Origin of the sequence: Luteibacter aegosomaticola, from assembly GCF_023078475.1 — a bacterium.
Taxonomy (GTDB): Bacteria; Pseudomonadota; Gammaproteobacteria; order Xanthomonadales; family Rhodanobacteraceae; genus Luteibacter; species Luteibacter aegosomaticola.
Map to the genome: position 1 here is coordinate 3,551,158 of NZ_CP095741.1, position 24,567 is coordinate 3,575,724.

Genomic DNA, 24,567 nt, shown 5'->3' on the forward strand with positions numbered 1-24,567 from the left:
ACGCGCCCGTCGACATGGGCGGCTTTACCCTCACGTCGCACGCCCCGCTCGGCAACCGCAACACCTTGCGCGTGGATGCGCGTGCAGCGCTGCTCGTCGAAATCCGCGACCCGCTGAAGATCCCGGAAATCCTCGCCTTCCCGGCCGTGAAGAGCGGCAAGGTGCTCGTCCTCGGCGAGGGCAGTAACATGCTGATCAAAGGCGATGTTGAAGGCACCGTGCTGGCCATGGCCAATGCGGGCGTGGAAACCTTCCAGCGCGATGACCGGGTGCTGATCCGTGTCGCCGCGGGCGAGCGCTGGGATGATTTCGTCCGCTGGTCGCTGGGCCAGGGCTATGCCGGCCTGGAAAATCTCATCCTGATCCCGGGCACCGTAGGCGCTGCGCCCATCCAGAACATCGGCGCGTACGGCGTCGAAGTGGCCGAATTCATCGATACCGTGGAAGCGTACGACACGCATGCGGGCGAATTCGTCGTGCTCGACAAGGCTGCCTGCGCGTTCTCGTATCGTGACTCCAGCTTCAAGCAACAGGCGGGCCGCTGGATCGTCGTGGCGGTGACGTTCGCCCTGCCACGCGAGCGACCGCTGTCGCTCGACTACGCCGGCATCCGCGAGGAAGTGGAAAAGATGGGCATCACGCGGCCCACCCCGTACCACGTCGCGGAAGCCGTCGTGCGCCTGCGCTCGCGCAAGCTGCCCGACCCAGCCGTCATCGGCAACGCAGGCAGCTTCTTCAAGAATCCCGTCGTCGGGCAGGGCCAGGCCGATGCGCTTGCCCTCGCCCATCCCGGGCTCCCGGTATGGCCCCACGCCGGTGGCACGGCGAAGATCTCGGCCGGCTGGCTCATCGAAGCCGCGGGCTTCAAGGGCGAGCGAGAGGGCGATGCAGGCATGTCCAACCGACACGCCCTGGTCCTTGTGAACCATGGCAAGGCCACGGGGCCGCAACTCTGGGCCTTCGCCCAGAAGGTCATCGCCGGGGTCCACGCAAAATTCGGGATCACCCTCGAACCCGAGCCGCTCATCGTCTGACCCTGTAGGAGCGCGCTCCTACAGGGGCTCCGGCCACGGTGTCATGACTATGTCAAAGCACGGTCATAACCTCCCCGGGCGGCGTACCATCGGGGACGTCGCGAGCCGCGACGAGGACTGACGTTTGGACACGATGACGACCGCCACCGATGCCACTGCCCCTGTGAAAGCCACGGGCACGAAAGCCCCCGCCCCGCAGGCCGAAGCGCCGGCCATCGACCTGAACGATCCGTCGCTGTATATCCACCGCGAGCTTTCGCAGCTGCAGTTCAACATCCGCGTGCTCGACCAGGCACTGGATGAAACCAAGCCCCTGATCGAGCGGCTGAAATTCCTGCTCATCTTCTCGTCCAACATGGATGAGTTCTTCGAGATCCGCGTCGCTGGGCTCAAGCAGCAGATCGCGTTCGATCACGAAGTCATCGGCGCCGACGGCATTCCGCCGCGTCGCGTACTTGCCGAAATTTCTGAGATCGCGCACCGCCAGATTGAGCGGCAGTACGCGATCCTCAATGAGAAAATTCTCCCCGCGCTCGACGAGCAGGGCATCCGCATCGTGCGCCGAAACCAGTGGTCGGCGAAGCAGAAGCTGTGGGTGCGCCGCTACTTCAGGCATGAAGTGGCTCCGCTGATCACGCCGATCGGTCTGGACCCAACGCACCCGTTCCCTCGTCTGGTGAACAAGAGCCTCAACTTCATCGTGCAGCTGGAAGGCACCGATGCGTTCGGCCGCGATTCGGGCCTCGCCATCGTGCCGGCGCCGCGTATCCTGCCGCGCATCATCCGGCTGCCGCCCGATGTCTGCGAAGACGGCGATAACTACGTCCTGCTCTCGTCCATCATCCATGCGCACGCGGACGACCTGTTCCCCGGCATGCGCGTGCTTGGCTCGTATCAGTTCCGCCTGACCCGTAACGCCGATCTCTCGATCGATCCCGAAGACGTGGAAGACCTTGCGCGCACACTGCGCGGTGAGCTGTTCTCCCGTCGTTACGGCGATGCGGTGCGCCTCGAGGTGGCCGACAATTGCCCGAAGCCGCTGGTCGACTACCTGCTGAAGCAATACTCGCTGGATGCCGATTCACTGTACGAAGTGAACGGCCCGGTGAACCTGGCCCGCCTGTTCGAGATGACCCTGAAGCCGGAGTACGCGCGGCTGCAGTACCCGCCGTTCGTGCCGGCACTGCCCAAGGCGCTGGCTGATGCCGAAGACATGTTCTCGGTGATCGGCAAACAGGACATCCTTCTGTACCACCCGTTCGAATCGTTCTCGCCGGTGGTCGATTTCCTGCGCCAGGCCGCGAAGGATCCGCAGGTCCTCACGATCAAGCAAACCCTCTATCGCAGCGGCGCCAACTCCGAAATCGTGGACGCGCTGGTGGAAGCCGCCCGCGCCGGCAAGGAAGTCACGGCCGTGGTCGAGCTTCGTGCACGGTTCGATGAGGAATCGAACCTCAGCCTTGCCTCGCGCCTGCAACAGGCGGGTGCGGTGGTTACGTATGGCGTCGTCGGCGTGAAGACCCACGCCAAGCTCGCCTATGTGCAGCGCCGCGAGAACGGCAAGCTGGTGAGCTATGCGCATCTGGGCACGGGTAACTACCACTCGGGCAATGCACGCCTGTACACCGATTACAGCCTGCTCACCTCCGATGAAGCCCTGTGCGACGACGTGCACAAGCTGTTCCGCCTGCTGACAGGCATGGGCAAGGCGCTGAAGATGAAGCGCATGCTGTATGCGCCGTTCACGCTGAAGAAGACCCTGATCGAGCTGATCGGCCGCGAGGCCGCGCATGCGGCGGCGGGCAAGAAAGCCGAGATTGTCTGCAAGCTCAACGCCGTCACCGATCCGAAGATGATCCGGGCGCTCTACCGCGCCAGCCAGGCCGGCGTGAAGATCGACCTGATCGTGCGCGGCATGTGCTGCCTGCGTGGCGGCGTCCCGGGCGTTTCCGACAATATCCGCGTGCGCTCGGTGGTGGGGCGGTTCCTGGAGCACAGCCGCGTCTACTGGTTCCACAACGATGGCGACCCCGACCTCTACCTCGCCAGCGCCGACATGATGGAACGCAACCTCGACCGCCGCGTCGAGACCTGCTTCCCGATCGAAGGCAAGAAATTGACCCAGCGGGTCCGCAAGGAACTGGACCTGTACCTGGCCGACAACCATTCGGCCTGGCTGCAGCAGGCGGACGGCACCTATGCCTTGGTACAGCCGGCGGCAGGAGCGCCCGTGCGTGATGTCCAGGCCCAGTTGCTGGAGCGTTATGCCGGCCTGGCCGCCGCGCCGAAGGCCCGGCCCTAGGGGTTTCACCTAGCACAAACGGCAGAGAAGACACCCTTTCGGCAGCAGTGCACAATAAAGGCGCTGTTGAGGGGAGACGGCGCTTTCTTCTGATCGCATCGGATCCGGGCCGCGCGCCACAGGCGCGCAGCGGTGTCTTTGCAGGATTCGGACATGGTCGAGCAGGCGCAGCGCGCATGGATCGTCCGCCTGTTCCAGGCGGTGGCTTGCTGTGTCTTCTTCGCGTGTACCAGCCTTGCCCACGCGGATACTGCGCTGACGGGCAACTATCGCGAGGCACACCCCTCGGACGACCCCGCCAAGGTGTTGGACGAGGCCTGGACTGCGGCCCTGCCCGCCTTCGAACCGTCGCGCATGCGGATATTCCGGACGGGCGAAGCCGGAACCTGGGTGATTCTCCGCCCGCTGCCTCCGTGGAGCGGCGGCGAACGGGTCCTCAGCATCCACACGCCGGGTGCGGGCAAGGTCACGCTCTACTACGGCCAGGGCATGAAGGCGACCACATCGCTCGATGATTTCGGTCCGCCCCTGCACGGCCACGGGCGGCTGATGTTCGCCATACCGGCGACCGTCCCGGCATCCCATCCCTTGCTGCTTAAGTTCGAACCCACGGTCCAACCGCCGGGGGCCGTCACGTTCAGCGTGGACAGTTGGTCCGATTACCTCCGTGACGACGCGACCTGGCTGGTTTTCGCTACTGCCTGCTTCGCGATCATGCTCACGATGGCGCTCATGGCCTTGTGTTTCACGCTCATCCTGCGTGATATGACCTTCGGTTGGTATGCCGCGTACCTGGTCTGCTATGCCCTTATCCAGGGTGTGCGGACGGGTTTCATTTTCCATCCCCTCGAACTTCAGGCGCTGGCGGGCGCGGGGGATTCGCTGGGTACCACGGCGACGGCCCTTTCCGTGTCGTTCGCGGCGCTCTTCATGCTGCGCTTCTGCAAGGTGAACGATTACGTACCGCTCCTGCGTGTGCCGGTGCTGGCGTTCGCCGTCGGTATGCCGATGATCGCCGTCTGCCAGATGACGGGCCTCGCACTCCTGGCCAACACCGCGCAGCTTTTGCTGCAGCCGCTACTGCTGCTGGGGGCCCTGCTCCTCCTCGTCGCGGGCGCCATCGCGGCCGCCCGCGGCTCGCGCCACGCCTGGTTCTTCCTGGTCGGCTGGACGCCCCTCCTACTGCTTACCGCCGCCTGCGGCGCGCAGCTGCAGGGAATGTTCACCAGTGCGCCGTGGTTGCCCGATGCCGCGATCGCCCTGGGCGCGTTCGAGGCGATCGTGCTTTCCATCGGCCTCTCCGATCGCGCACTGACGATCCGTCATGATCGCGACAAGGCACGCCAGCTGGCCGACGCCGACCCGCTCACTGGCGTGCTGAACCGGCGAGCATGGACCGAGGCCAGCCTTGCGGCGCTCGAAGAAGGCATGGGGCGTCCGGTGGCGTTGCTGTTCCTCGACCTCGACCACTTCAAGGCGTTGAACGACCGTCATGGCCACGCGGCCGGTGACCGCGCATTGGTCGCGGTGGCCGGCGCCCTCCGCCACGAACTCCGCCCAAACGATCTGCTCGGGCGCTATGGCGGCGAAGAGTTCGTAGCCCTGCTGCGCGGTGCGGAGCGCGAAAACGCCGTGCAGATCGCGACGCGCCTGTGCCGCCGCGTCAGCCGGCTGGACGTGCACGTGGGCAACCACGAGCCGCTGACGGTGTCCATCGGGATCGCCATGCGCACCCCGGCGGATACAGTGCAGTCGCTTATCGAGCGCGCCGACCAGGCGATGTATGCCGCGAAACTCGGTGGCCGTAACCGGGTCGTGTGCTCAGGACCGACGGGCCCGGTCCTGGTGCGCACCAAAGTCTCGACCACCCCGTAGGAGCGCGCTCCTACAGGTGGGCCGCTGCGGCGACGATGTCGTCATCGCCGGGGAGCACCAGGAACGCAGCACCCGCGAGCGGCGTGAACGTATCCGCGCCGACGACGCGATGAAGCGGCGTGGCGCCGAGTCCGGCCTCCACGATGGCCGTGATGACGCCCTCGCCTACGCCGGCGCTCTTGCGGCCTTCATCGACCACGATGATGCGCTTCGCGCCTTTCGCCTGCTCAGCGATAAACGCATCGTTGAGCGGCACCAGCCAGCGCAGATCCACCACGCGCACCTTCCACCCACGCTCGGCTTCAATGCGACGGGCGGCGCGCAGGCTCATGGGCACACCGTTGCCGAAGCTGAAGATCACCAGGTCATCGGCGTCTTCGTTGTATACGCGACCCTCGCCCAGCGCCATCGCCTCGCTGGGTGCCGGATAGGCAAATTGCCACTGGCCGTCACCGGCCTCGTAAAGATCCTTGGTCATGTACAAAGCGATCGGCTCGAGGAAGGCCGTGACGCGCCCATCCACCTTCGCCAGCGCCGCGAGCGTGCGCAACATGGTCGCCGCGTCATCGCCACGGCTGGGGCAGCCCACCACAAGGCCCGGGATATCGCGAAGCGCGGTGATCGAATTGTCGTTGTGGAAATGGCCGCCGAAACCACGCTGGTAACCGAGCGATGCCACGCGCATCAGCATCGGGTTGCGATACTGATCGTTCGAGAAGAACTGCAGGGATGCAGCTTCACCGCGGATCTGGTCGCAAGCATTGTGGAAATACGCGAGGTACTGGATCTCGGGCAGCGGCAACATGCCCATGTTGGCGTAGCCCTGGGCAAGGCCCAGGATCATCGTTTCATCCAGCAGCGTATTGAACACGCGCGTATTGCGGAAGGCTTTGTGCAGGCCCTTCGTCACCGTGTACACGCCGCCCTTCTGCGCCACGTCCTCACCGAACAGCAAGCTCTCCGGATACTTCGCCATCAGGTCGTGCAGCGCCTGGCCGATCTGGATGGCCAGGTGGCGCGGGGGCTGCTTCTCGGGCAGCTTTTCGGCACCGCCAAACACGCGATCACGCTCCGCCGCATCGGCCACGCGCGACGCTTCCGCGCGCACCGCATCCGGGGTGTACGGCGCCAGCGGTTTCATGACGTGCTCGAGGCTGGTGATCTTGGGGCGCCGATCGGCTTCTTCCGCCGCCTCGAAACAACGGGCACGAATGCGATCGTACAAACCGAGCAAGCTTTCGCGATCGTACAGCCCCGAGGCCAGCGCGATCGTGGCGCTCCGAAGCAACGGGTCCGTCGCTTCGAGCGCGACCAGTTCTTCCACCGAACGCCATTCGATCTCGAAATCGGTACCTGCATGGCCCATCACACGCGTCGTGTTCAGGTGCAGGAACGTCGGGCGGCGCGTGGTACGGCAATGCTCCACCGCGCGCTGCACGCCCGCATAGCCGCCCGCGAGGTCGAGGCCATCGGCGTAGAAGTAATCGAGGTTGGAGCGTCGTTCGAAATTGCTGGCGACCCACCCGCTTGGCGTCTTCACCGAGATGCCGATACCGTTGTCTTCGCAGATGAAGAGCACCGGCGCGGGAAGCTTCTGGTAGGCCGTCCACGCCGCCGCGTTGAATGCGGTCTGCGCCGTGGCGTGGTTCGAAGAGGCATCGCCAAACGAGCACAGCGTGATCGAATCATCGGGAATGGGCAGGGTGTGGCGGATGCGCTTGCCCTGTTCGATCGCGATGGCGGTGCCGAGCGCCTTCGGCAGGTGCGAGGCGATGGTCGAGGTCTGCGGCAGCACCCACAACGGCTTGCTGCCCCATACCTTATGGCGACCACCCGATGCGGGGTCTTCGCTGCTCGCGGCGAACGACAGCGCGGAATCCATCACCGGGTCCATGCCGGGCAGCTTACGGAAGCGCTCGGCCATGAAACCACCGCTGCGGTAGTGCAGGAAAGCGGGGTCGGTATGCCGCGTCGCGCGGGCCACCATCGCGTTACCTTCGTGACCGGAGGAGCCGATGGTGTAGAAGACTTTATTCTGCACGCGAAGCACGCGCGCCATCAGGTCGAGGTGGCGGCTGATCAGCTGCGATTCGAGCAGCTCACGAAAGCCCTTCGCATCGAGTGCGCTGCCGGGCAGCACGGGCTCGTCATCACGCGGCGGGCGGGCGACGTCACCCCGCCAGAACTGCACGAACTCAACGAAGTTCTGGTCGACGATCTCGGCGCGGTTGAAGCCCTTGTGGCGGGCAGCGATGGTATGCGGGACGGACATGGCGAGCTCTGCTAAGGGGGATCAGGCGGCCATCGGTGAGAAACCGGCCTGGGCGCGCACGCGCTCCAGCCAGGCACCGATCTGCGGCCAGCGGGAAAGATCGAAGCCGCCATCGGCGGCGCAATGCGTATAGGCGAACAGCGCGATGTCGGCGATGCCGAACACGCCACCGCTGAAGAACAGTTCGCGGGCGAGATGGTCTTCCATCACATCGAGCGCTCGCGCGCCCCGCTCGAGCAGCGCCGGCACTTCGGCCTGGCGCGCATCGGTGGGCGACAGCCAGCGGCGAACGAAACGGGCCACGGCGATGCAGGGCTCGTGGCTGTACTGTTCGAAGAACAGCCACTGCAGCGTGCGTGCACGCTCCCAGGGATCGGCCGGTACGTACGGAGATCCTTCGGCGAGGTAGCAAAGGATGGCGTTGGATTCAGCGAGGCGGCGGCCATCCTCCAGTACCAGCAGCGGCACCTTGCCGTTGGGGTTCAGCGCCAGGAAGGCGGGCGTGCGGGTCGCTCCCGCAGCGCTGTCAGTATCGACCCAGCGGTAAGGCCGCCCCAGCAGGTCGAGGAGCAGCTGGACCTTGTAGCAATTGCCCGACGTACGCAGGCCGTAAACGGTGGGCATGACGGCGGTGCTTTGGGTCACGGGCGGCTCCGTATCGGGTGATTGAATCAGCGGCGCCGGGCGAGCCACTGCTCGCGCGACTGGCCCCACAGGTCGACGACATCGCCTTCGAATGGCGCAGGCAGTATTCCAGGGCCCAGCAGGCGGGAACCCAGTTTTTTCGCCACGCCGATCGACGCGAGATTATCGGCATTGATGGAGTGAACGACTTCAGTCCAGCCCAGATGCTCGAACGCCCAGTCCATGGAAGCGGCCGCGCCCTCGGTGGCGTAGCCCTTGCCCCAGGTATCGCGGACCAGGCCCCAGCCAATCTCGTGTCCAGGCCAGCCCTCGGGCTCCCACGGCCCGAGCCGCCCCACCCAGCGCCCGGTGGCGCGTTCGATCACCGAAAACATGCCGAAGCCGAGGATGCTCCAGGACCCGGCCATGGTCATGAAGTTGCGCCAGGCGATGGCGCGCGGCTGCGCGCCGCCGATGAAGCGGTTCACTTCCGGGTCGGCCATGCACGCAGCCCACGCGTCGAAATCTTCCGCCGCGGTGGGCCTCAGGATCAGCCGGTCGGTTTCAATGCGCGGACCCTGCATGGCGCCGGGATCAGAACGCGTTGATGCCGGTGAGCTCGCGGCCGACCACCAGCTGGTGCACGGTCTCCGTGCCTTCGTAGGTGATGACCGATTCCAGGTTCAGCGCGTGGCGGATCGCCGAATGTTCGGTGGTGATACCCGCACCGCCGAGGATGTCGCGGCATTCGCGGGCGATATCCAGCGCCATGCGCACGTTGTTCCACTTGGCCAGCGAGACCTGGGTGGGCTGCATGCGGCCAGCGTCCTTCAGGCGGCCCAGTTGCAGCGAGAGCAACTGCGCCGAGGTGATACGGCGGGCCATATCGGCCATCTTCAGCTGCACGGCCTGGTTCGCGGCGAGCGGGCGGCCGAACAGGATGCGCTGTGCCGAGTAGTCCAGCACTTCCTTCAGGCAAGCCTGCGCGGCACCGATCGGGCCCCAGGTGATGCCGTAGCGGGCTTGGGTAAGGCAGCCCAGCGGGCCCTTCAGGCCCTTCACGTTCGGCAGGCGGGCGCTATCGGGCACGCGGACATCGTCGAAGAACAGCGCGGAGGTTACCGAGGCGCGCAGGCTCATCTTCTTGTGCACTTCCTGTGCCGCGAAGCCCTTGGTATCGGTCGGCACGATAAAGCCCTGGATCCCGTCTTCAGTCTGCGCCCACACGATGGCGATATGCGCGAGGTTGCCGTTGGTGATCCACATCTTGGCGCCGTTGATCACCCAGTCGCCGCCGTCCTTGCGGGCCACGGTCTTCATATTGGCCGGGTCCGAGCCGCCGTGCGGCTCGGTAAGGCCGAAGCAGCCAATGACCTCGCCCGCGGCCATGCGCGGCAGGTATTCGCGCTTCTGCTCTTCCGAGCCGTAGGCGTAGATCGGGTACATGCACAGCGAGCTCTGCACCGAGGCGAAGCTGCGCAGGCCCGAATCGCCGCGCTCGAGCTCCTGGCAGATCAGGCCGTAGCTCACGCCGTTCATGCCGGCGCAGCCGTATTCCTCAGGCAGCGTGGCGCCCAAGAGGCCCAGCGACGCGATTTCCGGCACCAGCTCGGCCGGGAAGCGGGCCTGGTCGAAGGCATCGCCGATGATCGGCAGCACCTTTTCATCGACAAAACGGCCAACGGCATCCTGGACCATGCGCTCCTCTTCGGTGAGCAGCGAGCGGACGTCGTACAGATCAAGCGGGTCGAGACGATGGGCCATGCGGGGACTCGTAAGCGGCTGCCGGAAAGCCCCTGATTGTAGACCTGCGTGAAGACCGGGTCATGGCGGCCCGCAACAAACCCCGCAGCCCCCGCACCATGCGCCCGCGAAGGGTGTACCCGGAGGTAATCGATTACATAATGACCCCGCTCCCCGCCACAGGCCCTCCCCCATGTTCAAGGGTGTCATCCTCGGTTTCGCCTGCTACGCCGCCTACGCGTGGAGCGATGCCTTCGTGAAGTCGCTGGAAGGCAGCCTGCCTCCGTACGAGGCGGTGTTCTTTGGCGCCGTGCTGGCCCTGGCCGCCCTGCCCTTTCTCAAGAAGCCCGGGGACCGCTGGAGCGAGGTGGTGGTCTCGAAGCTGCCGGGCCTTTGGCTGCTGCGCGCCATGGCCGGCGCCATCGGCAACGTCACCGCGGTGATGGCCTTCACCGCCCTGCCCATGGCCGAAGCGTTCTGCCTGATCTTCCTGCTGCCGATCTTCGTCACCATCCTGTCGGTGATCTTCCTGCGCGAGCACGTGGGCTGGCGGCGCTGGTCAGCGGTGGTCGTGGGCTTCCTCGGCGTGCTGGTCGTGCTGCGGCCTGGCTTCCGCCAGCTGGGCACGGGCCATGTCGCGGCCATCATCTGTGGCATCACAGGTGCGCTGTCCATCATCGCGCTGCGCATGGCCGGCGCCAGCGAAAAGCGCATCACGCTCTATGGGGCCGGCGTCGTCGGCCCGATGATCGCTGGCTTCATCATGATGCTGCCGCATTTCGTCTGGCCTGACCTGCACCAGTGGTTCCTGGTGCTGGGCTATGGTCTGTTCGCTGCGGCGGGCGCGGTGCTGTTGATGCTGGCAACGCAGAACGCGCCCGCGAATCGCGTGGCGCCCACGCAGTACAGCCAGATGCTATGGGCCATCCTCTTCGGCTACCTGATCTTCCACGATCATCTGGATTGGCCGATGCTGATCGGTATCGTGATGATCCTGGGCGCAGGCCTCTTCACCTTCGTGCGCGAAGAGAAAAAGACCGATTGGTGGCGGTGGACGAACATCGTCTGAGCGCCTGAAAAGCGAAAGCCCCGCATAGCGGGGCTCCGTAGTCCGAAAACCTCTTACGTCCGCACCGGGCAGAGCCACATCGTGGCAGGCGACGCTGGTTGAACCATTCGGCTTTGGCGTCTGGGGTGAATCCTAGCAAAGCCTACCGGGAGCGGTAAATCCGGAGATTCTCAACCTCAGGCATTACTAACGCCGTGCGGGACGTGGCCGGTGGCGACCACGCGGCGGGCGGACTCGACGTTGGCGGGGCTGTCGTCGAAGAAGATGTCGGCGCCGAAGGCGTCGAGGAACGGACCTTTGTCGCGGCCGCCGAGGAAGAGCGCCTCATCGATGCGGACACCCCAGCGGCGCAGGGTCAGGATGACGCGCTTGTGCGCCGGAGCGGAGCGCGCGGTGACCAGCGCCGTACGGATGGGCGAGGTCTCGGCGGGGAACGCGGCCTGAAGACGGTGCAGTGCCGATAGGAAGCCTCGGAACGGGCCGCCGGAAAGCGGTTCGGCCCACATCTCGGTCTCGTTCTGGTGGAACGCTTCCAGACCCTGCTCGCGGGAGACGCGCTCGCCTTCGTCACCAAAGATCACCGCATCACCGTCGAAGGCCACGCGGAGCTGCTCGGTGGAACGCGGCGGGGCGACGGAGGGCAGGATCGTGGCGGCGGCGACGCCGGCACGCAGGGCCCGACCCACATCTTCCGCGTTGGCGGAGAGGAACAGATCGGCCTTGAACGGGGCAATGTAGTCCGACGTGGGCGCGCCGCTGGTGAAGGCGGCGCGCGAAATGCCCAGACCGTAATGCTGGATGGCGTTAAAGATGCGCAGGCCGGTATCACCCGAGTTGCGCGATAGAAGGATGACCTCGACCGCCGGGACATCGCCGGATAGCTTGTTCAGGTCGAGCAGCTTCTGCACGAGCGGGAACGCCACGCCAGGCTTGAGCAGTTCGTTTTCGTGCTCGATCTGGAACGCGCGGTAGGCGTCGAGGCCCTCGCGTTCGAACAGCTCGTGGCTGTTGCCCATGTCGAACAGCGCGCGCGAAGAGATGGCCACCACCAGGCGGTTGTCGCGCACGGATGATTCGTCGTGGGCGTTGGTGGGCGGGAGGTCCTCGGGGGCGTTCATCGGGCGGTCCAGGCGGTGGGTGTGCTTATCCTAGAACAGTCTGTGGGGGCGCGCTTGCGCGGGATCGCGCGCAAGCGCGCTCCTACAAGGGCAGGTCAGCCGGCGAATTGTTCGTCGAGGATGCGTTGCTGGAGATTGTGTTCCGGGTCGAACAGGAGGCGCACGGCGTGGCGGCGGGATTGGCGGATGTCTACCGTGCGGACGTCACGCACTTCGTGGAAATCTGCCGTGGCGCTGATCGGGCGCTTGTTCGGGTCTTTCGTGTCGAAACCGACCTTGGTGGCATGCGGCAGGATGGCGCCACGCCAGCGGCGCGGGCGGAACGGGCTGATCGGCGTGAGCGCCAGCACGTTGGCATCCAGTGGCAGGATCGGGCCATGCGCGGAGAGGTTGTAGGCCGTCGAGCCTGCCGGCGTGGCGACAAGGATGCCGTCGCATACCAGTTCGTCCAGCTTCACTTCACCGTTCAGGCGGACCTGGAGGTGCGCGGCCTGGTTGCTCTGGCGCAGCAGCGCGCATTCATTGAACGCCAGCGCACGGTGCTCGACACCATCGCAGCAGATGCTGTGCATTTCCAACGGATGCAGGACGGCCGGGTGCGCACGCTCGATGCGCTCCTCGAGGCTATCCATCTCGTGTTTGTTCATGAGGAAGCCCAGCCGACCGAGCTTCATCCCGTAGAAGGGAATGCCGAGGGTACGGTGGGCATGCAAGGTGCGAAGCATGAAGCCATCGCCACCAAGGGAAACGATGATTTCGGCATCGCCGGGTTCCACGCCGCCGTAACGCTTGGTAAGCGCCGTGCGGGCGCGCTGGGCGACTTCGGTCTCACTGGCAACGAAGGCTAGGCGCATGAGTGGGGGCTATGGGATCCAGCCCCGAGCTTAGCCCACGCCCCCAAAAAACTGTAGGAGCCCACCCTGTGGGCGACATCTTGTCGCGATCACGCCACAGGGCCTGTGGTGGTGTCGCGAAAGGCGTCGCCCACAGGGTGGGCTCCTACGTGACGGCTCGCCTAGGCGGCGGGCCGGTGTTTCATCGCAAGGGTTGGGCAGGCCACATGACCTGCCCAACCTGTCACACCGGGATCTGGGCCAGCTGGGCCAGGCGGCGGACGGCGACCGAGGCGATCGGGTAGTCCGCGTTCTGGGTAAGGATCTCGGCGAGCATGCTGCGGGTGTACTTCAGCGTCGCGTCGTCGCGTTCCAGCCAGGCCTGCACCGGGCTCACGTCGGTGCGGTCGCCCGCGATCGACAGGACCTGGACCGCCAGGGCGCGATGCTGGGCATTGAGCTCGTCCAGCAGCGAACCGCGGGCCTGGGCATGCCATGCACCTTCCACCGGCAGGGCTTCGATCTGGCCGCGCAGCCACTCGAGGTCGAGCGCTTCGCCCAGTTCGTAGAACACCTTGGCGACGGTGGCGATATCCTTGCCGCTGGCCTTCGACACTTCGACCATGTCGAGCGCCGAACGGAGCACCGAGACACGCGCCAGGCGTACGGCCAGGTCGGTCGGGATACCGAAGCCTTCCCACTTCTCCTGGCTGGCGGCGAAGTCGCCGCGGCCCGTGTCGGTGAGCGCATCCGGCAGGGCCTTGCGCAGGGTCGTCACCTCGGCCGCGTAGCGGTCGACGTTGGCGGCGATATCCAGCGAGCCGCCCGGACGGTTGAGCAGCCAGCGCGTAAGGTGGCGCAGCAGCGACCAGATCTGCAGGATCGCATCGATCTGCGTGTCCTCGGCCACCTGCGGATCGCTATCCAGGGCTTCCAGCTCGGCCCACAGGTCGCGTGCATCCAGGATTTCACGCGCAGCGGTGTATGCCTTGGCGATGGCCGCCGGACCGTGGCCCGTATCTTCCTGCATGCGCATCATGAAGGTGGCGCCCATGCGGTTGATCGTCGAGTTGGTCACCGCGGTGGCGATGATCTCGCGCTTCAGGCGATGGCGCTGCATGTGCTCGGCGTACTTGTCGTGCAGCGGCACCGGGAAATAGCGCACCAGCTCGCGAGACAGGTACGGATCTTCCGGCACGTCCGATTCCAGCAGCTGCTGGAACAGGCGGATCTTGTCGTAGGACAGCAGTACCGACAGTTCCGGACGGGTGAGGCCTTGCCCCTTCGCCTTGCGCTCGCTGAGCTCGGCCTGGGTCGGCAGCGACTCGACGGCACGATCAAGCAGGCCTTCGGCTTCAAGCGTGGTGATGAAGTGCGCCATGGAACCGAGACGGCGGACCGACTGGTGCTCCATCAGCGTGATGGCCTGGTTCTGGCGGTAGTTATCCCACAGCACCAGGCGGCCGACTTCGTCGGTCATCTCGGCCAGCTGCTTGTTGCGGCCTTCAAACGTCAGCTCACCGCGCTGGACGGCATCGTTCAGCAGGATTTTGATGTTCACCTCGTGATCGGAGGTGTCCACGCCCGCGGAGTTATCGATGAAGTCGGTGTTCATCAGCACGCCGGCCTGCGATGCCTCGATGCGGCCCTTCTGGGTCATGCCCAGGTTGCCGCCTTCGCCGATGACCTTGCAGCGCAGTTCATTGCCGTTGACGCGCAGGCCGTTGTTGGCGCGATCGCCCACGTCGGCATGCGTTTCGCTGGTCGCCTTCACATAGGTGCCGATACCGCCGTTCCACAGCAGGTCGACCGGCGCCTTGAGGATGGCCGAGAGCAGGTCGTTCGGCGCCATGTGCGTGGCTTCCGAGCGAATGCCCAGCACGGCCTTCGCTTCAGCCGACACCGGAATCGACTTGGCGCTGCGCGGGTACACGCCACCACCCGCCGAAATCAGCGACTTGTCGTAGTCATCCCACGAGGAACGCGGCAGGGCGAACATGCGCTGGCGCTCGACAAAGCTCTTCGCCGCATCCGGGTTCGGATCGAGGAAGATGTGGCGGTGGTCGAACGCAGCCAGCAGGCGGATGTGCTCGGAGAGCAGCATGCCGTTGCCGAACACGTCGCCCGACATATCGCCCACGCCCACGGTGGTGAAATCCTGGGTCTGGCTATCGCGGCCCATGGCGCGGAAGTGGCGCTTGACCGACTCCCAGGCACCCTTGGCCGTGATACCCATGCCCTTGTGGTCGTAACCGTTCGAGCCGCCCGACGCGAATGCGTCGTCCAGCCAGAAGCCGTGCTCGGTCGAAATGGCGTTGGCGATATCCGAGAACGTCGCCGTGCCCTTGTCGGCCGCGACCACCAGGTACGGGTCGTCGTTATCGTGGCGAACCACGTCGTGCGGCGGCACCACCTTGCCTTCGACGAGGTTATCGGTGATATCGAGCAGGCCGTTGATGAACATGCGGTAGCACGCGATGCCCTCGGCCAGCTGCGCGTCGCGATCGCCACCCACCGGCGGGCGCTTCACGAAGAAACCGCCCTTCGACCCGACCGGCACGATGACGGTGTTCTTCACCATCTGCGCCTTCACCAGGCCAAGGACTTCCGTGCGGAAATCCTCGCGGCGATCGGACCAGCGCAGGCCGCCGCGTGCCACCGAACCGAAGCGCAGGTGGATACCTTCGACGCGCGGGGCGTAGACGAAGATTTCGCGGAACGGAACCGGCTTGGCCAGGTCGGGCACCTTGTGCGAATCGAACTTGAAGGCCACGTAGGCGCGGAACGCACCGTCCCATGCCTGGAAGAAGCTCGTGCGCAGGGTAGCGTGCACCAGCGCGATGAAGCTGCGCAGGATGCGGTCTTCGTCGAGGCTGGAGACATTGTCGAGCAGCGCGTTGATCGCCTCTTCCACCGCGGTGAACTGCTCATCGCGGGGACGCGAAAGCGCGGCGACCAGGTTGCCGATCAGCGCCGGATGCGCAGCCAGGGTTTCCTGATCGATCAGGGCGTGCATCTCGTGCGAGAGCATGCCTTCGGCATACGCGCGCTCCTTCTCATCCATGCTTTCGCGGCGTGGATCGAAGCGGACGTTGAACAGCTCGATGATCAGGCCAGCGATGGCCGGGTAACGGTTGAGCGCGTCTTCCATGTACGCCTGGGAGAACGCCACGCCCGTCTGCAGCAGGTATTTGCAGTAGCCGCGTAGCACGGCGACCTGGCGCCAGTTGAGCTTGGCACCGAGCACAAGGCGGTTGAAGCCGTCGTTTTCGGCGTTGCCGCGCCAGATCTGCTCGAACGCGTCCTCGAAGATGCTGCCGACCTGCGACACATCGAACGCGAGGCGGCCGACCGGCTGCACTTCGAAATCCTGGATGTACAACGAGGCATCGCCCTGCTTCACCTCGTACATGTGCTCGGTAAGCACGCGCAGGCCCAGGTTCTCGAGCTGCGGCAGCACTTCGGAAAGCGCGATATCCGAGCCCGAACGATAGACCTTGAAGCGCAGCTCTTCCGGACGATGCGGCGGGTGGTAGAACGACATGCTGATAGCATCCGGGCCATCCAGGCCGGCGAGCGCACGCACGTCGGCCGCGGCAATGGCGGGGGACACTTCATCGACATAGCCGGCGGGCAGCGCCTTGCCATAGCGGTTCGCCAGGATGATCCCCTGCTGCTCACCAGCGGTGGCGATCAGCTGGTCGCGAAGCTCGTCGTACCAGTTGCGGGCGATCGAGGTGATCTTGGCCTCGACCTCGGCAGCGTCGTACACCGGGTGGTCACCGATGCGCGGACGCACGACCACATGCAGGCGGACCAGCGCGGCCTCGCCCATGAGCACGGCCGAGTCCACGTGCTCGCCATGGAAGGCCTCGCGCAACACGCCCTCGACGCGCTCGCGCACGCTGGTATTGAAGCGGTCGCGCGGGATGTAGACCAGGCAGGAGAAGAACCGGCCGTAGCTGTCGCGACGGATGAACAGGCGGGTGCGGGTACGCTGGGCCAGTTCGAGCAGGCCGGTGGCCAGGGCGAACAGCTCGTCAGTGCTGCACTGGAACAGCTCTTCACGCGGCAACGTGTCGAGAATGTGGCGCAAGGCCTTGCCCGAGTGCGAATCGCGCTTCAGGCCCGAGCGGGCCATCACGGCCTCGCACTTCTCGCGCACCAGCGGCACCTGCTGCGGGTGCGCCATGTAGGCGTTCGAGGAGAACAGGCCCAGGAAGCGTTGTTCGGCCACCGGGCGGCCGTTGGCGTCGAATTTGAGGACGCCGATGTAATCCATGTAGCCCGCGCGGTGGATCGGCGAACGGGCATTCGTCTTGGTCAGGATGATCGCATCGGTGGAACCCGAGCGCGGCAGCTCACTGGCCACCAGGGTACGCAGCGAGCGTGGCGCCAGCGAGCGCTCGGCGCCACGCAGGATGCCAAGGCCCGAACCCTCGACGGTACGAAGGACTTCGTCGCCGGCATCGGCGGCCACTTCGTACTCGCGGTAGCCCATGAAGGTGAAGTGGTTATCGGCCACCCAGCGCAGGAACTCGGAGGCCTCGCGCACTTCTTCAGCCGTGTACGGGAGCGAACGCTTGCCGAGGTCCTCGGCAACGTCCTGCATCTTGGCGCGCATGGCCTTCCAGTCGGTCACGGCTTCGCGGACATCCGCCAGAGCCGTCTCGAGGTTGGCCTTGACCGTGTCGAGCTCCGTATCGTCGATGCGATCGATCTCGAAACGCATGATGGATTCGGTGTGCTCGCCCGCGCCCATGGCTTCGAGCTGACCCGAGGCCGAGCGCGTGACCGGTACCACCGGGTGGATGATCGCGTGGATATCGGCATGGGCCGCGGCCACCATCGAGACCGTATCCACGAGGAACGGCATGTCGTCGGTGACCACCTCGATCACGGCACGGGTGCCCGAAACGCCCGGGTTGTACACCCGTACCTTGGCCTTGCCGGGCGCGCGCTCACGGGCGAACCCGAGCAGGTCGGCGATCAGTGCGGCCCAGCGCGCTTCGGTATGCAGGGCATGGTCGGCCTGGGCCATGCGCTCAAAGAAGGCTTCAATAAAGAAGCGCGCCTCGTTAAGGCGCTCAGCGGGAAAGTCGAGTTTCTTCAGTTCATCGAAAACGAGCGTCTGGAAAGGGCCGTTCTCGGCCGCGCGAATCGCATTCATGGGCGGATATCGATGTGGGGAAGTTGGGAAAACCGTAAGAGGATAGCTCTCGTACGTGTCATAGAGCCACACCATTCCACGCTTGCGATTCAAGTGATTTTCACCGCAGCGCGGCAATTAATCGGTAACCGGAGACACAGTTGGTACACAGGTCCGATTGGCACGACATGTGCGTCGCAACAATTCGCGTGCGAATGGGCGTCATGACCGTTGACGCTGGCGCGGGGGAGATTCTAAACTGGACGGTATAGTCCAGCAGGTATAGGTATGTCGCACCTGGATCACCGCCCCGCCTCTGACCGGCAGCAGCGGGTGCTCCAGGCCGCCTGTGCGCTGTTCCTGCGCGACGGTTACCGCGTCAGCATGGGTGCCGTGGCCCGCGAGGCCGGGGTCTCCAAGCAGACGGTGTACGCGCATTTCGAAAACAAGGACAACCTTTTCCACGCGGCGGTCGAACAACTGGTTCTCCCCCTGCACGCGAGCCTCGGCCCGGAACGCCGCGGATTATCCGCCACGCTGCTGGCCCTGGCGCAAGCGCACCAGACCCACGTGATGGACCAGGAGAATGTAGCGCTCGGACGCATGCTTATCGCCGAGGCGCCTCGTTTCCCTGCGGCGGCGCGGACTTTCTTCCGCACCGCCATCGAAACGGTGGCTGCCAGGCTTTCAAGCTGCATGGCCGAGGCAATGGATAACGGCGAGATGCGCCGGGAGGACCCGGACACGGCTGCGGAACTGTTCCTGTCCATGTTGCATGGACTGGAAGGGGATCGCCGCCTGTTCGGTTTGCGTGCAAGAGGCCCAAAGGCACAGGACGACTGGGCCCGGCACGCGGTAACAGTATTTATGCATGCGTACGACATCCTCCCGGATGGCCGGACACGAACGAACAAGAAACCTGGAAAAGGAACGGAGTTCTCATGAAACCCCTGCCCCTGCGCACCACCCTGCTGGCCGCTGGCCTCGTCGCCGCGCTTGCTGCCTGCCACAAGCAGGAAGCTCCGCCGGCCCCGCCCCCGCCGCAGGTGGGTGTCATCACCGTCCAGCCGCAGGACGTGCCCCTGGTCCAGGACCAGGTCGGCCGTGTCTCGGCGTTCCGCACGGCCGATGTGCGCGCCCGCGTGCCCGGCATCCTGCTGAAGCGCCTGTACAACGAAGGCACGGACGTCAAGGAAGGCCAGTCGCTCTTCAAGATTGACCCGGCGCCGCTGCAGGCTGAGCTTGATGCCCAGGTCGCGAACCTGGCTTCGGCCAAGGCTACGGCCGTCAACAACAAGGCGCAGGCCGATCGTGCCCGCGGCCTGATTGGCAAGAACTACGTTTCCCGTGCCGACCTGGACACGGCCGAAGCCAGCGAGCGCACCGCCAACGCGGCCGTGAAGCAGGCCGAAGCCGCCGTGCAGTCTGCCCGCATCAACCTGGGCTTCACCGACGTGCGCTCGCCGATCAGCGGCCGCGCCGGCAAGCAGCAGGTCACTGAAGGCGCCCTGGTCGGCCAGAGCGATACCACCCTGCTTACCCAGGTGGATGAGCTGGACAAGGTCTACATCAACTTCAGCATGTCGGTGTCCGACCTGGATACCCTGCGTAACGCCGCGGCCAAGGGCGCTGCCACGCTGTCGGCCACGGATGAATCCAAGGTCCGCATCCAGCTGCCGGACGGCACCGACTTCGGCGAATCCGGCCAGCTCGACTTCTCGTCGGCCACGGTGAACCCGCAGACCGGCACCACCGACCTGCGCGCGCTGCTGCCGAACGACAACCAGCGCCTGCTGCCGGGCCAGTACGTGACCGTGAAGGCCACCCTGGGCAACTTGCACAACGTGTTCCTGGTGCCCCAGACCGCCGTGCTGCGCGATGCCAACTCGGCCTACGTCCTGGCTGTCGGCACCGCCAAGGTCAAGGACCCGCAGTCGGGCGAAGAGAAGACGGTGGAATCCGCCGCCATCCGCCGCCCCGTCCAGACCGACCGCATCAGCGGTTCGAACTGGGTGGTGACGGGTGGCCTGCAGCCAGGCGACAAGATCATTGTCGAAGGCGTGCCCAAGGCCAAGGAAAACTCGCCGGTCAACGCGCAGCCTGCCCAACCGCAGCCCGCCGCTGGCACGGCACCGGCACAGGCGGGCGCTTCGGCCGCCCCTGCCGGCAAGCAGTAAGGGAGTTCCGTCATGCCGAGTTTCTTTATCGACCGCCCCATCTTCGCGTGGGTCGTGGCGATCCTGATCAGCCTTACCGGCACGATCTCGCTGCTCAACATGGGCATCGAGTCGTATCCGAATATCGCGCCCCCGCAGGTCGTCGTCACGGCGAACTACCCGGGTGCGAGCGCGGATACCACCGAGTCCACCGTGACCCAGGTGATCGAGCAGCAGCTGACGGGTATCGACCACCTGTTGTACTTCAGCTCGCAGTCGAGCTCTTCGGGCCAGGCCACGATCACGCTGACCTTCGAAACCGGTACCGATCCTGACATTGCCCAGGTGCAGGTGCAGAACAAGGTTTCGCTGGCCACGCCGCGCCTGCCGTCGGAAGTGACCCAGCAGGGCGTCGTGGTGGCCAAGTCCAACCCCGACTTCCTGATGTTCATCGCCCTCACCTCGTCGAACCCGGCGATCGATAGCCATCGCTTGATGGACATCGTGTCGTCGCAGGTGCTTGATCAGGTCGCCCGTATCCCGGGCGTCGGTAGCACCCGCCAGCTCGGTGCCGAATACGGCATGCGCGTGTGGCTGAACCCGGACAAGCTGCGCGGTTACGGCCTCTCGGCCACCGACCTGCAGCAGGCCCTGGCTACGCAGAACGTGCAGTTCGCCGCCGGTTCGATCGGTTCGGATCCGGCCACCGACGGCACGGGCTTCAGCGCCACGGTATCCGCGGAAGGCCGCTTCACCACGCCGGAAGAGTTCTCCAACATCATTCTCCGCGCCAATAACGATGGCACGGTGGTGAAGCTGAAGGACGTCGCCCGCGTGGAGCTCGGCCCGCAGAACTACGGTTTTGCGACCGAGTGGAACGGTATCCCGACGGGTGCATTCGGTGTGCAGCTGCTCCCGGGCGCGAACGCCCTGGACGTGGCCAACGCCGTGCGCGCCAAGATGGCTGACCTCGCCAAGAGCTTCCCGGATGGCGTGACCTGGTTCGCGCCGTATGAATCCACGAAGTTCGTGGTGATCTCGATCGAGGAAGTGGTGCACACCCTCGTCGAGGCGATCATCCTCGTGTTCCTCGTGATGCTGCTGTTCCTGCAGAACTTCCGCGCCACTATCATCCCCACCCTGGTCATCCCGGTGGCCCTGCTCGGCACCTTCCTGGGTCTGTCGCCGCTGGGCTTCACCATCAACCAGCTGACCTTGTTCGGCATGGTGCTGGCCATCGGTATCGTGGTGGATGACGCGATCGTCGTGATCGAGAACGTCGAACGCATCATGTCGGAGGAGAACCTTCCGCCGAAGGAAGCGACGCGCAAGGCGATGGGTCAGATCACCGGCGCCGTCGTGGCCATTACCGTGGTGCTGGCGGCGGTGTTCATCCCGTCCGCCCTGCAGCCGGGCGCCTCGGGCATCATCTACAAGCAGTTCGCGCTGACCATCGCCGTCTCGATGGGCTTCTCGGCCTTCCTCGCCCTGTCGTTCACCCCGGCCCTCTGCGCCACGATCCTCAAGGCCGACCACGGCACCCAGAAGAAGAACGTCCTCTACCGCAAGTTCAACGAGGTGTTCGACTGGACCACGCACACGTACGCCGGCCACATCACCTCGGCCGTGCGTCACGCGCCGCGCTGGATGTTCGTCTTCGTGCTGATCTCGATCCTCTGCGGCTTCCTGTTCACCAGGTTGCCCACCAGCTTCGTCCCCGACGAAGACCAGGGCTACGCACTGGCGATCGTGCAGCTGCCGCCGGGCGCCAGCCTGGCGCGTACGCAGGCCGTGCAGAAGGACATGCGCGACGTCCTGCTGAAGGATCCGTCGGTCGATGGCGTGTTCCAGATCTCTGGCTTCAGCTTCCTGGGCCAGGGCGAAAACGTGGGTATGAACTTCATCCGCCTGAAGGACTGGTCGGATCGTAGCCAGACCGCGGCCGAGTTCATCCAGCAGATGAACGGCAAGATGCAGGCGGTGCGCAATGCCACGATCTTCGTGGTGAACCTGCCCACCATCCGCGGCCTGTCGCAGTTCGGCGGTATCGATATGTACCTGCAGGCCCGTGCCGGCCAGTCCCGCACGGAACTGACCCAGGCCCGCAACATGCTGCTCGGCGCTGCCGCGCAGGATAAGCGCCTGGTGGGTATCCGCCCGAACACCCTGGAAGACTCGCCGACGCTGCAGGTCAGTGTCGACCGTACGCAGGCGCAGACCCTCGGCCTGTCGGTCAGCGATATCTACACCGCGATCCAGCTCACCCTGGCCCCGGTGTACATCAACGACTTCCAGTACGGCGGCCGCGTGAAGCGCGTGATGCTGCAGGCCGATGCACCCTATCGCATGGGCACCGACGCCTTCAATCACATCTTCACGCCGAGCACGCTCGCATCGTCTTCGACCTCGACCACCTCTGGCGTCTCCAGCGCCTCGACCAGCACCGACAGCAGCATGATCCCGCTGTCGAGCGTGGTGACCTCGAAGTGGACGAACCTCTCGCCCAGCCTTACCCGCTACAACGGCTACTCGGCCGTGGAAATCGTGGGTAACCAAGCACCCGGTTACTCGACCGGCCAGGCGATGGGTATTGTCGAAGGCATCGTGAACGACAAGCTGCCGAAGGGCTTTGGCTACGACTGGACCGGTCAGTCCTACCAGGAAATCCTGGCGGGTAACTCGGCCACCATGCTCATGGTCCTGTCCATCGTCATCGTGTTCCTCTGCCTTGCCGCGCTGTACGAAAGCTGGTCCATCCCGGTGGCGGTGCTGCTGGTGGTCCCGCTCGGCATGCTCGGTACGGTGGTGTTCTCGCAGCTGCGTGGCCTGCCTAACGACATCTTCTTCAAGATCGGCCTGATCACCGTGATCGGCCTGGCCGCGAAGAACGCGATCCTGATCGTGGAATTCGCGGTGGAGCAGCAGGGCCACGGCAAGACGCTTAAGGAATCGGTGGTGGAAGCGGCTCGCCTGCGACTGCGCCCCATCCTGATGACCTCGCTGGCCTTCATCCTCGGCGTGCTACCGCTGGCTATCTCGACGGGTGCGGGCGCCAACTCCCGCCACGCGATCGGTACCGGCGTGATCGGCGGCATGCTGTTCGCGACGATCCTGGGCCTGTTGCTGATCCCGGTGTTCTACGTGATCGTCCGCCGCATGCTGGGTGACAAGCTGGAAGAGGTCTCGCACACCATCCGTCACCATGGTGACGACGGTGATGGCGGCCACGATGGCCACGACGGCCCCCACGGTGGTGGTAGCGGCCCGCAGGGCGGCGGCACCCCGCCGGTGAACGCGGCGCCCCACGCCCCGAACGTCGGTGATGTCAGGGCCTTCGATTCGGATCCGCGACGCGGAACGGATCGCCCGTAAGGCAAAACGAAAAGCCCGGCGAAAGCCGGGCTTTTTCTTTGGGCGAGGCCTACACACTCTCGCGCAGTGATCCGACAGCGGCGCCGAGGGCACCTCGGGAATGCTCTCCATCCCCTGATGGAGACGCCATGATGCCAACGACTGACTTGCTACGCCGTGTCATTTGTAGTTACATTCGTGGCTACGAATAACGATGAACATCTCGTTCGAATGGGATGAAGCGAAAGCGGCTGCCAACCTGCGAAAGCACGGCTTGGGATTTTCCACCGCATCAGAGGCCCTCCACGATCGCTGGCGCTTCGAGCGACTTGATCACCGGGACCACGAAGAGGATCGCTTCACCACCATCGCCGCTCTCAACGGCAACGCGCTCTTCATCGTCTACACGGTTCGCGGCGACACGATCCGTCTCATATCAGCCCGGGAAGCCACACGCCATGAAGCCCTCCTCTACTGGAAAAACCGTTCGCTACACGTTTGATCCCGACAAGCCGCGCGAGCTCACGGCGGAAGAAGTCGCGCAGCTCGAGGCATTGAAGCGTCGGCCCATCGATTTCAGCGACATCCCGCAGCAGCGTATCGATGACACGTGGTACATGCCCGGCCCACTTCGTTCCCTTGAGAACAAGCAGCAGGTCACGCTTCGGATCGACAAAGACGTGCTCGAGTTTTTTCGCGGCACCGGCAAGCGGTACCAGACGCGGATCAACGAGGTCCTGCGTGAGTACATGAACGCCCACGCCGCACCGGGTCACAAGCGCTAAGCCGCCATCCCATCCGGGCCTGTGCGGTTGACATCGCTCCCGCCATGCCACAGCATGAAAAAACGATCTGGCCGTCCAGACGTCTCACCGGGCCACCCATACGAGGCTTACGTGACCCCGACCAAGCAGCACACCTACAACACGCCCTCCCTGCCGACCACCCTGCTGGTCGCGGCGTGTTGTTGCTGCTGTCGGGCCTAAGCCGCCCTCTGTAGGAGCGCGCTTGCGCGCGATCGGCGTCACCTGACCGCCGGTT

At 65.0% G+C, this 24,567-nt stretch carries 16 protein-coding genes; 9 read left to right on the top strand and 7 right to left on the bottom strand.

Annotation, left to right across the window (positions count from 1 at the left end; genetic code table 11):
• Window positions 1-14: 14 nt before the first annotated feature.
• The 3 genes from murB to L2Y96_RS15835 all read left to right on the top strand — a co-directional run bounded on the left by murB (window position 15) and on the right by L2Y96_RS15835 (window position 5,211).
• A complete protein-coding gene (murB, locus tag L2Y96_RS15825) occupies window positions 15-1,034 on the top strand; it encodes a UDP-N-acetylmuramate dehydrogenase (RefSeq protein ID WP_247337075.1) in 1,020 nt (339 codons plus the stop codon).
• A 133-nt stretch (window positions 1,035-1,167) separates the two neighbouring features.
• The gene (gene ppk1 / locus L2Y96_RS15830; RefSeq protein WP_247328098.1) at window positions 1,168-3,336 is read left to right on the top strand and encodes a polyphosphate kinase 1; all 2,169 of its coding nucleotides are present in this window, start codon (window positions 1,168-1,170) and stop codon (window positions 3,334-3,336) included.
• Between the two features lie 153 nt (window positions 3,337-3,489).
• Window positions 3,490-5,211, top strand: a complete 1,722-nt coding sequence (locus L2Y96_RS15835) for a GGDEF domain-containing protein (RefSeq protein ID WP_247328100.1) — start codon at window positions 3,490-3,492, stop codon at window positions 5,209-5,211.
• A 10-nt stretch (window positions 5,212-5,221) separates the two neighbouring features.
• Here the strand turns inward: L2Y96_RS15835 and L2Y96_RS15840 are convergent, their stop codons facing one another.
• From L2Y96_RS15840 to L2Y96_RS15855, 4 genes are read right to left on the bottom strand one after another with little or no spacing between them, the layout of a single operon-like run.
• Entirely contained in the window at window positions 5,222-7,483 is a 2,262-nt protein-coding gene (locus L2Y96_RS15840; protein ID WP_247328103.1) for a thiamine pyrophosphate-dependent enzyme, read from the bottom strand.
• Between the two features lie 21 nt (window positions 7,484-7,504).
• Entirely contained in the window at window positions 7,505-8,107 is a 603-nt protein-coding gene (locus tag L2Y96_RS15845; protein WP_247337078.1) for a glutathione S-transferase family protein, read from the bottom strand.
• Window positions 8,108-8,154: 47 nt separating this feature from the next.
• A complete protein-coding gene (locus L2Y96_RS15850) occupies window positions 8,155-8,691 on the bottom strand; it encodes a GNAT family N-acetyltransferase (protein ID WP_247328105.1) in 537 nt (178 codons plus the stop codon).
• 10 nt (window positions 8,692-8,701) lie between these two features.
• A complete protein-coding gene (locus tag L2Y96_RS15855) occupies window positions 8,702-9,871 on the bottom strand; it encodes an acyl-CoA dehydrogenase family protein (protein ID WP_247328108.1) in 1,170 nt (389 codons plus the stop codon).
• Window positions 9,872-10,043: 172 nt separating this feature from the next.
• On the opposite strand from L2Y96_RS15855, the gene L2Y96_RS15860 reads away from it, so the two are divergent.
• A complete protein-coding gene (locus L2Y96_RS15860; protein WP_247328111.1) occupies window positions 10,044-10,919 on the top strand; it encodes a DMT family transporter in 876 nt (291 codons plus the stop codon).
• 176 nt (window positions 10,920-11,095) lie between these two features.
• Here the strand turns inward: L2Y96_RS15860 and L2Y96_RS15865 are convergent, their stop codons facing one another.
• The 3 genes from L2Y96_RS15865 to L2Y96_RS15875 form a co-directional block, all read right to left on the bottom strand.
• A complete protein-coding gene (locus L2Y96_RS15865; RefSeq protein WP_247328114.1) occupies window positions 11,096-12,037 on the bottom strand; it encodes a 5'-nucleotidase in 942 nt (313 codons plus the stop codon).
• A 95-nt stretch (window positions 12,038-12,132) separates the two neighbouring features.
• On the bottom strand, window positions 12,133-12,891 hold the full coding sequence (locus L2Y96_RS15870; protein ID WP_247328116.1) for an NAD kinase: 759 nt from the start codon (window positions 12,889-12,891) through the stop codon (window positions 12,133-12,135).
• Between the two features lie 223 nt (window positions 12,892-13,114).
• Window positions 13,115-18,040, bottom strand: a complete 4,926-nt coding sequence (locus L2Y96_RS15875) for an NAD-glutamate dehydrogenase (RefSeq protein ID WP_247328118.1) — start codon at window positions 18,038-18,040, stop codon at window positions 13,115-13,117.
• A gap of 267 nt (window positions 18,041-18,307) precedes the next feature.
• Between L2Y96_RS15875 and L2Y96_RS15880 the strand changes: the two genes are divergently transcribed.
• The 5 genes from L2Y96_RS15880 to L2Y96_RS15900 all read left to right on the top strand — a co-directional run bounded on the left by L2Y96_RS15880 (window position 18,308) and on the right by L2Y96_RS15900 (window position 24,311).
• Complete coding sequence (locus tag L2Y96_RS15880; protein WP_247328120.1) at window positions 18,308-18,964, top strand: TetR/AcrR family transcriptional regulator; 657 nt, start codon at window positions 18,308-18,310, stop codon at window positions 18,962-18,964.
• Complete coding sequence (locus L2Y96_RS15885; RefSeq protein WP_247328122.1) at window positions 18,961-20,196, top strand: efflux RND transporter periplasmic adaptor subunit; 1,236 nt, start codon at window positions 18,961-18,963, stop codon at window positions 20,194-20,196. Before L2Y96_RS15880 ends, L2Y96_RS15885 begins: the two co-directional genes overlap by 4 nt.
• 12 nt (window positions 20,197-20,208) lie before the next feature.
• Window positions 20,209-23,547: a multidrug efflux RND transporter permease subunit gene (locus tag L2Y96_RS15890; protein ID WP_425492430.1), complete on the top strand. Its 3,339-nt coding sequence runs from the start codon at window positions 20,209-20,211 to the stop codon at window positions 23,545-23,547.
• Between the two features lie 193 nt (window positions 23,548-23,740).
• Window positions 23,741-24,028, top strand: coding sequence for a BrnT family toxin (locus L2Y96_RS15895; protein ID WP_247328123.1), 288 nt, complete (start codon window positions 23,741-23,743; stop codon window positions 24,026-24,028).
• A complete protein-coding gene (locus tag L2Y96_RS15900; RefSeq protein WP_247328125.1) occupies window positions 23,985-24,311 on the top strand; it encodes a BrnA antitoxin family protein in 327 nt (108 codons plus the stop codon). Before L2Y96_RS15895 ends, L2Y96_RS15900 begins: the two co-directional genes overlap by 44 nt.
• Window positions 24,312-24,567: the final 256 nt, after the last annotated feature.